The organism is Thomasclavelia saccharogumia DSM 17460, from assembly GCF_000686665.1.
Taxonomy (GTDB): Bacteria; Bacillota_I; Bacilli_A; order Erysipelotrichales; family Coprobacillaceae; genus Thomasclavelia; species Thomasclavelia saccharogumia.
The window spans coordinates 23,535-32,453 of record NZ_JMLH01000032.1 but is presented as its reverse complement, the minus strand read 5'-3'; the positions used below and the strand labels follow the sequence as shown (position 1 = coordinate 32,453).

Below are 8,919 nucleotides of genomic sequence, written 5' to 3'. Positions count from 1 at the left end.
TTCGTCAAGATACTGTGCATCCATTAATTCTGAACAGATTGGCAGACCTGTTGCTTTTTTAGCAGCTACCAAAATATCCAGTCCTGAAGAACCCATTCCCTGAAATGCATATGGTGAGGTTCTTGGTTTGAAAGCTCCACCACGTAAAATATTAGCTCCGGCTGCTTTTACAGCTTTAGCAACTTCAATTACCTGTTCTTCACTTTCTACCGAACAAGGTCCTGCGATCAACGCTAGATTTTCACCACCGACTTTAACTCCTGATACATCGATGATCGTATCATCTGGATGAAATGCCCGGTTTGCTAGTTTATAAGGCTCTGATACTTTCATAACCTTTTCAACACATTCTTCTACTTCGATTGCTTTAGGATCAATTTTAGTCGTATCACCTACCATTCCAATAATTGTTTGAATATCTCCTTTAGATACATGTGGTTGAGCTCCTTTAGCTATGATTAAATTTTTAATCTTTTCAATACCTTCATCACTTGTGTGCGGTTTTAAAACAATAATCATTTTCTTTTCCTCCTATAAATAAACAAAAAACTCGTCCTGATCAAAGGACGAGATAACTTCGTGGTACCACCTTTATTCACTAATAGATCACCCTATCAGCCTCATCAAGTACGCTATTTATTATATAGTTCATACTCTGACACTTTAACGGGTGTAACCGGAGATGCCTACTCAATTCAACATTCTACTCCTTGATGTATTCAACTATTTATTTGGATACCGTCACACCAGCCCAGTACTCTCTTTGCCTAAATGCCTAGTCTACTATTTCAATTCATCGTATTTAATCTATAGATTCATGATACTCATTATTTATTTAAATGTCAATTAATTTGCTATTTATTTTAAAATATTTGCCCTAAAAACTTTCTTAAATGACTAGCGCCAGCTTCTTGAATTTCTATAATTCTTGCTCTTTTACTTTTAACTGATTCTAAATTACAAACCAACTTACTATATATCATTTCCACCAAATTCATGTTTTTAACAAGTATATTCAAATTTATTTATCTTTTAAAAATTAAATTTATATTTTTGTTTTTAGCAAAGAATACATTTTCATGTCAACAACTTTACCATTTTTGATAGCATTGCTTCGTAATGTGCCTTCACATTGAAACCCTGCTTTTTCAAGTACTCTACAAGACGCAGCATTATATGCAAATGGTTCAGCGTAAATACGAATAATATCACTTTTATTAAAAACATATTCACAAATTTGTTTTACAGCTTCGGTCATAATTCCCTTGCCCCAGTATTCTTCAGCAATGTAATATCCTAATTCAGCAGTCTGTCTATGAATGTTTTCTTGTCGAAATATGCCAATACTCCCAATCGCTTTGTCATCTATCGTAATAGCAAAAACGAATGTTTTATTTTCATCTGCAGAAAGAATAGTAGAAATATAATCTATTCCATCTTGTTTTGTATAAGGATATGGCAACCCATCTCGAAGATTATTTTGTATTTTTTTGTTGGAAAGAACTATTGCTAAGTCATTTGCATCTGTTAATGTCCATTTTCTTATTTTACAAATCATTTTGCTAATACCTCCTCAAAAATTTATAACTCCCTCAAAAAAACTTAGTTCATTGCATAAATATATTATTTTCTTCTATACTCAAGTTATTCATACACACTTTTCTTTATTTTATACTAACTCACTATTCAGTAAGCGTCAAATAGCTTACGTATAATCTGTGTTCCGAGACTTTTTGATACTGTTTCCTATTATATTTGTATTCCACTGTTAGATATCTGGGATGTTACAAGTTAAATCATCCTCTTAAATTCAAATAGTTCAGAAAAGCAAATTACATTGAAACTAAATTCAGAAATTGTAAAACTAATCCATTTTATATTTTCAAGAATCAACTTTCTCTAAAATCTCAGACTCTAATTGTTCTCTAATTTTCATGAAATTTAATTTTTTAATCTTCTTTCCTCTTATGTTCGTATTCAAATATCCATTTTTTAATAGTTCTTCATTTTTACATACATCTTTAATATTCATTTGATGGATAGAAACCGAATAATCATCTATTATAATAAATGCCTTAACTGGATTAATTTGCATAGCATCAATAATCCCATTATCTGCTGTACCAAAATAAGAAAGAATGACTCGTTCTGGATTTTTCATATTATCCCATAACATAATCTCTTCTATAAGTCTAATATGGTAAATATCCCATGTAACATTCAAAACATTTTTTATGATATCAGAATTGTTTTTTAACTTTTTGAATGTTTTATGTGCTCTACTATCATCCATAATATATAAAGATAATATTACAATTTCTTTTTCCAAATAACAATTCAGCACATTTAAACAATAATCTATAAATTTCTCAACTTTTTTACTTTTATCTAAAACAATATCATTTGTTTTTATTAAAAAGGCTTTCATCACACAACAACATACCAAATTAAATTGTTCCATTGTCTCATCCATTTGACCAAGCGCCATATCATATATTCGTTTTATTCTCATATAATCATTGGAAGACAAGTAAATATTTTCTAAGTTCCCATTAATCAATGGAATATTATCAAACTTTACAAAAGACGTTATCATTTCAGAAAGGATATATAAGTCAACACGTGTTCGCACTCTCTCCATAAGTGCTGTTGTTATACCGATTTGAAATCCTTCTTTTTTTATATAATTAAGATAATTTGAAAATTCAACTTTATCAATATTTATTTTACGTCCTACCATTATTTTGTTTAAGTATGTAAGAATGTTCAAATCAAAATCTAAAGTTTTACCAACTTGAACTAAAATCCTTTCCGAAATATGTTTTGAATCCAAAATCCAAGTTTTTGTATAATTTCCTATTCCCCAAATTCCACATTGCCCTATTTTTTTATTTTTTAAGGAATCATTAAAATTTGAATACTCCTCATCGAACAAAAAAATTCTACAATCACTTATTTCATCTTTATATAATCTAAATTTTTCTACTTTCTCCAATGTATTTGAAGACTGTAAAATATCTACTATAGCCATCTTTTTACATTCGTTTATCTGCCAATTCATTCTATCTTCCTATCTATACGAAACATCTTTCAAAAGTTGTAAAAACTGCTTGACCTATCTGAGAATCTGTCTAACATTAAAGGAATATTCTTCAACTATCGCCTTTTACTATGCAGTTTATAAGTAAATTTTCCGTTGCTCTATTATTTTTTTACATTACAAATAGTACTACTTTTACCAATACCAATTATTAGTTAATAAATCTCATTAATTCTGGATATCGATCTTTTTGATGCCTGATGTAACTTCTTTTAAATTCAGCAAAAGGTGATTTCCTATCTAATAATCCTTTTAAAGAATGTCTTATTATTACAGAACAATTTCCACCCTGATACTTTTCTAAAATATCATATAAAGTATTCATTTCTTTCAATAATTCATCAACCCTTACTTGACATTTATGGATTCGCATCCCTGTATTAGTTTTATTAAAAACCTCATTCACTAAGTTAGCTGTAGTTTTTGCTTCAATGTCTTTATTATCTTTTACATCTATCAAAACGTTTTCTCTATTTATTTTAAAATCAAGTAGTTCTTCAGGATCTCTTTTACAACAATCTAAAACATTTTTATCATACTTACTTTGTTTTTTAACACTGTTGCAATGAGAACAAGAAAAAAACAAATTATTCCAATCAAATTTTCTTTCTGGATATGTTCCGTTTTTATGTGGCAAAAGATGCTCTATTTCTGGATCTTGTACAGGTTTAATGCCACATATATAACATTTATCATAAAAATCATGTTTTAATAGTAAAACAACATCTTTTCCATCATATTTTTTCTTCTCTTTTAATGATTCAGGAGGATTTGGACTTCTTTCAATTTTAATCATTGTAAATCACTTCTTCCTTCAAACTCTAATTTCAAGTTTTGATATTCAGTTGAAATATCTAATGCAAGATAATCTGGGATTTCTTCTAAATAAACTTGAAGTCGTGCTATTTCAGCAAAATCTTCATCTTCTAAATGCTCTTTTTTTACTAGTTCTTTATATTTTTCAAATTTTTCTTTTAATTCTTTTGAAAGTGAATCAACCTTAAAATAGCCCTCCACTACACCTTTATATGGAACGTCTGTCAATCCGTTTTGAATTAAAATATGATTTTCCAAATCATAAATAACGACATTATCTAAACTATTAAGAATGAAAGGCGAATGTGTTGTTACAATAAATTGAATATTAGGAAAAATAGTTGTTAATAAACTCATGATATTTTTTTGTAATTCCAAATGTAAATGTGTTTCAATTTCATCAATTAAAACTATTCCTGGCATATTATATTCAAATTTTCTATTTGATTTTTTTTCCATTCTCATAATTAAATCAACAACAATATCAAGTATTGCCGAATAGCCACTAGATAAAGTATTAAAATCAAAAGTATCCCTATTATTCATAGAAATATAAAAATGAAAAGCATCTTCATCAAATACTAATTTTAAAGATTTTTCATCGAAAACAACTTTCAAATAATCTTCGAATGATTTAAACCAATTTTCTATTTGCTCTGCTTTTTCTTTCTTACCGCCAGTCAATGCTAATGCCTGTGTTACTTTTAAATCAACAAGATATTTTACAAATTTAGAACTAGGTTTCTCATTAATTGAGTACTTATCATTTAAATTCACTTTTTCAACATTTTTTACTTCTTCGATTTGAAATATTCTATCAGCTTTATAATATGCCAAAACAAATTCTCCATTATTATAGTATCTAAAAATAGATGCCGGCTTAACATTAAACAATACTTCTAAACCATTTCTTGTATTAAGAATTTTATTTTTGTACATTTTTACAAATCTTTCATAATCGTTAATTTTTTCTATATCATTATTATTTCGGGCTATATCTAATCGTTGCATGTTATATGATAAAGATGATTCATATTCTTGAAAATCAGAATTATTAGCAACACTATCTAGATATTTAGAAAGTGCATCTAATACACTCGTTTTCCCACTGCCATTTTTTCCAGTAAGAATTAAATTCTTTTTATTATCAGATAAGGGTATTTCTATATTATGTAAATGCCTAAGCGATTTAATTTTTAAATTCGTAACATAAATATTTTCCATTATTTCATATCTCCTATTAATTCTTCTAATGTTTTTCTTACATTATGAGCAGCATCTTCCTGAATTTCTATAATTCTTGCTCCTCTGCTTTTTGCTATTTCTCTTAAATCTACTGATATTCCTGTATGAAATGAACATCCCACAACTAAAAATACATCTTCTGGCTGTAATGTATATACCATTTCGTAGGCTTTTTGATAATTTGGTGCCGGATCACCATATAATACCGGTTTGTTATATAAAGAGTATGCTATATCCATTTCATCATCTTCAGGTAATCCACCATGCAGTTCTAGTGCTTCACTGCCAGCTAACTTGTGCAATCCATCAATATTCATAGTAATAACTGGAATATTATATTCAGCTAAGGCAATATGTCCATCATTAGGTTTTGCCCCATTCATATTAGCTTTTAATTGTTTGATTACTTCATTGTATTCTTCATGATGAACATTAGCATAACTTCTAAATAATTTTTCTCTAACATCGGGACGTTCCATAAAAGTTGGAATATTGCTTTGTTTACTAATTCCTGCTCCTGTAAAAGCTAAAATTTTCATATTTCTTCCTTCTTTCTCTATTTTTTATAAATTAATATTTTATTAATATCTAATTCTTATATAACTAGCATATCACTTTAATTGGATTTATCAAACAAAATCTATCTTCTTACATTTTAAATACTTTTAATTTATAAAATATTAAATAGTTAAATCAATGATTTATATCATTTTTTTATTAGAATATTAATGAAAAAAGATTGAACTCTATCCCCATAGATTTCAATCTTCAATGACTTTATCCTCTTTTCATTGAGCAAAAACTTATAATAATACTAAATTTTACAATAAATATTATATTTAATTCAAATACATTTTTAACAAATTGATAATTATTGCTGCACTCAATATTTTTATTGCTATTTCAATTTCTGACATACGCTTTCAAAACTTTGATTTCCTCATCTGGACCTTCTGGTCTAATCGTAAATTGTTTTACACTTGCAGGAATAATAACAGTCTCGACATAATGTAGGACAAACGGATCAAAGGCATTTATAGGACTTTCAATCACTGCACTTGTTCCCTCTACCAGATTTAACATATTAACTCCACCATTTGTCTGATGAAAAGTTTTTGTACGACTTGTTATAACTCTTGTTTCAATAAATTCTAATTCATGTAATCCAGTTTTCACTTCAGTATAGTCATCATTATTTTCAATAAGTTCAAAATGATTAACTAAATTATCTTTCACCCATGTTGTTGTCCGATTCCATTGAATATTCTTTTTGCCATCTTCAATATGAATTGGGCGGGGAAGGCCATCTAATCCTAGACGATCCCAATCCCAAAGTTTAAATGTAAAAATATATGGTGTCGCACTAACTTCTAAAACCATACAATTTGCTGATGAACAATGAACTGTTCCAGCGGGAATAAGATAATGATCATGTTTTTTAGCTTCAAAAAAGTTAATATAACGTTGTACATTGAATGACCCTTCACCAGCTTGAGCTCGTTTTAATTCATCAATCATCTCTTCTTTTTGAATATCTTCCTTTAGCCCTAAAAAAACTCCGCCACCTTCTTGACAATCCAAAATATAATAACTTTCATCTTGAGTATAGGTCATTCCAAAATAAGATTTAATATACTCAGTTAAAGGATGAACCTGCAAACTTAAATTTTGTCCTTCCATAGTATCAAGAAAATCAAATCTAATTGGAAATTCTGCTCCAAAACGTGCAAAATTCTTTTCTCCTAATAAATTTTCTGGTTGATATTGAACAACATTCATAGCTGGTGTCTCAATAACAATATCGCCATATTTCAAATAAAGACTATTTTCTTCTGGAACACCATCAAAACTCCAGGCAAAGTTATCTTCATTTAAATCTAATTTACATACTTCTTTCATCCACTGTCCACCCCAAACACCAGGATCAAAATATGGGACTAATCTAAATGGTCTTTGACTTATTTGTTTTAACCCTGCCCTGAAAGCTTCGCCAGAAATCATCTTAGGTTGATCAGCTTTATTTGTATCTAAATAAAAATCAATGTCATCATATAAATCGCGTTTAAGTTTATCAGCTATTCTCCATTCAATAAAAAAACCGCGTTTATATTTTCTTAGAATATCTTCATCATTATTATGACATTTAAAGTTTGGCATTCCCTTACGATATCTTAATTGAATTTCCCATCTTGCTAAATCTGCATAAACGAGAAGATCACCTTTTGTAATCAAACTTGCTCCAACACCATAAATAAGACAAATACCACTACATCTACTTACTTGTTTTTGAAACATGCTTCTTTTTTTCTCATCAATAAAATCCATCATTTGTCCATAATACATTATTCCTCTTACACGATCATCTGTTAAATGCATCGACATCATAGAGGTCAAAACTGCCTCATCATAAAACATATCAACACTTTTAATAACATGATCAGGTTTTAATCCCTTTATTAATGCTGTTAATACTTCTTCATCATTTACACCTGGATAACAATCTACAACTATTATTTTTTTATTACCTAAATGTTCTAAAATTTTTTTGATAATTGCTTTATATCCTTCAATTCCACCATCATATCCAATAATATTTGTTACCGGATATTTATCATAATTTGGTTTTCTATTTAAATAACGCAAAATACCATCACCCCATTTTCATAGTCTGAAATCGCGCTTATATATTAGTACGATTTAGGACTTTTATCATATAAACTATTTATATTTAAAAAATAATTTTCTATTTTTTAAATTATTTGTATTGATCCAATAATTGAAAAAATTGTAAAAATCAAAATCAATATTCCTGGCCAGTTTTTAAAATAGTTTGTCACTTTAAATTCAATTTTATATTTTTTACCGCTTCTATATTCTCTAACAATCAAAACAATAGCAGTTATTATTACAATAATAATTATTGCATTCAAAAATATTTGAAAAAGACCATTATTGATATCCTCCAAGTGAGCAACTACATTGTTTATCATATGAATTGAAATTGCAGGAACAATTGAATTACTTTTTAATGTTAATTGACATAAAAATAATGATGTAACAAAAGCAGGTATCGTTTGAGGTAAATTCCCATGTAAAAGACCAAATAAAATCGATACAACAACAATTGCAAATACATTTCCATATTGTTTCAACTTACCTAATATAATTCCTCTAAATAATAATTCTTCGGTTATCGGCGCAACAATAATCGTACTAATACATAAAACAATATTCGTTATAAGATCATATTTAACTAAATATTCTGACGTTTCAAATATTATAACCCCTGATAATAGCTCCATGATATAACTTAAAACTATACTAGTAAGCCATGTAGCTCCTAATGTCATTACTACAAATTTCGAATATGTTAAAACATCAAAATTTTCATCTGTTTTATAATTTATTTTTAAAGAAAATTTTTTTTGATAATGTTTTATTATATAGTATGTTGCTGCACATGACGAAACAATGAGTGAAAAATAAGTGGTAAAATCTTGATCAAATCTCATCGCTAACATAATTTTCCCAATAATCAATGATAATATTTCTGCTAACAGCATCTGTATAATGATCATCATATTCAAATTCTTAGCATCTTCTTTAAAATTTATTTGTTCATCCATACCCCAAATTCTCCTATACCTATATATTTAATATCATAATACCATGACATCAAATATATAGCAACAAATTGTAAATACTCTCAATTTTTTATACTATTAAAAAAATTGACAAAGTATTAATTTAAAAAACAA

General features: G+C 28.1%; 7 protein-coding genes, 1 pseudogene and 1 other annotated feature. All 8 genes and pseudogenes read right to left on the bottom strand.

Features of this window, described 5'->3' with window-relative positions:
* Positions 1–519, bottom strand: a pseudogene (locus BR82_RS0108510) (3-deoxy-7-phosphoheptulonate synthase); the annotation flags it as partial.
* Positions 520–559: 40 nt separating this feature from the next.
* Positions 560–806 (bottom strand) — a binding site (T-box leader).
* Between the two features lie 239 nt (positions 807–1,045).
* Positions 1,046–1,558 (bottom strand): GNAT family N-acetyltransferase, encoded by a 513-nt coding sequence (locus BR82_RS0108500; protein WP_027089844.1) that lies wholly within the window; start codon positions 1,556–1,558, stop codon positions 1,046–1,048.
* Positions 1,559–1,882: 324 nt separating this feature from the next.
* The gene (locus tag BR82_RS0108495) at positions 1,883–3,061 is read right to left on the bottom strand and encodes a hypothetical protein (RefSeq protein ID WP_027089843.1); all 1,179 of its coding nucleotides are present in this window, start codon (positions 3,059–3,061) and stop codon (positions 1,883–1,885) included.
* A gap of 190 nt (positions 3,062–3,251) precedes the next feature.
* A complete protein-coding gene (locus tag BR82_RS15480; protein WP_034864502.1) occupies positions 3,252–3,896 on the bottom strand; it encodes an HNH endonuclease in 645 nt (214 codons plus the stop codon).
* Positions 3,893–5,140: an AAA family ATPase gene (locus tag BR82_RS0108485; RefSeq protein ID WP_027089842.1), complete on the bottom strand. Its 1,248-nt coding sequence runs from the start codon at positions 5,138–5,140 to the stop codon at positions 3,893–3,895. The genes BR82_RS15480 and BR82_RS0108485 overlap by 4 nt, the downstream gene beginning before the upstream one ends.
* Positions 5,140–5,700: a Sir2 family NAD-dependent protein deacetylase gene (locus tag BR82_RS0108480; protein ID WP_027089841.1), complete on the bottom strand. Its 561-nt coding sequence runs from the start codon at positions 5,698–5,700 to the stop codon at positions 5,140–5,142. Before BR82_RS0108480 ends, BR82_RS0108485 begins: the two co-directional genes overlap by 1 nt.
* Positions 5,701–6,064: 364 nt before the next feature.
* Positions 6,065–7,804 carry a class I mannose-6-phosphate isomerase gene (locus tag BR82_RS0108475; protein ID WP_034864500.1) on the bottom strand — a complete coding sequence of 580 codons (1,740 nt, stop codon included), beginning with the start codon at positions 7,802–7,804 and terminating at the stop codon, positions 6,065–6,067.
* Between the two features lie 107 nt (positions 7,805–7,911).
* Positions 7,912–8,787, bottom strand: coding sequence for a CPBP family intramembrane glutamic endopeptidase (locus BR82_RS0108470; protein ID WP_027089839.1), 876 nt, complete (start codon positions 8,785–8,787; stop codon positions 7,912–7,914).
* Between the last annotated feature and the right edge of the window lie 132 nt (positions 8,788–8,919).

Bases quoted from the DNA above. Each gene is read 5' to 3' on its own strand.
- BR82_RS0108495 (WP_027089843.1), bottom strand. From the start codon at position 3,061: ATGAATTGGCAGATAAACGAATGTAAAAAGATGGCTATAGTAGATATT.
- BR82_RS0108470 (WP_027089839.1), bottom strand. From the start codon at position 8,787: ATGGATGAACAAATAAATTTTAAAGAAGATGCTAAGAATTTGAATATG.
- BR82_RS15480 (WP_034864502.1), bottom strand. From the start codon at position 3,896: ATGATTAAAATTGAAAGAAGTCCAAATCCTCCTGAATCATTAAAAGAG.
- BR82_RS0108500 (WP_027089844.1), bottom strand. From the start codon at position 1,558: ATGATTTGTAAAATAAGAAAATGGACATTAACAGATGCAAATGACTTA.
- BR82_RS0108480 (WP_027089841.1), bottom strand. From the start codon at position 5,700: ATGAAAATTTTAGCTTTTACAGGAGCAGGAATTAGTAAACAAAGCAAT.
- BR82_RS0108485 (WP_027089842.1), bottom strand. From the start codon at position 5,140: ATGGAAAATATTTATGTTACGAATTTAAAAATTAAATCGCTTAGGCAT.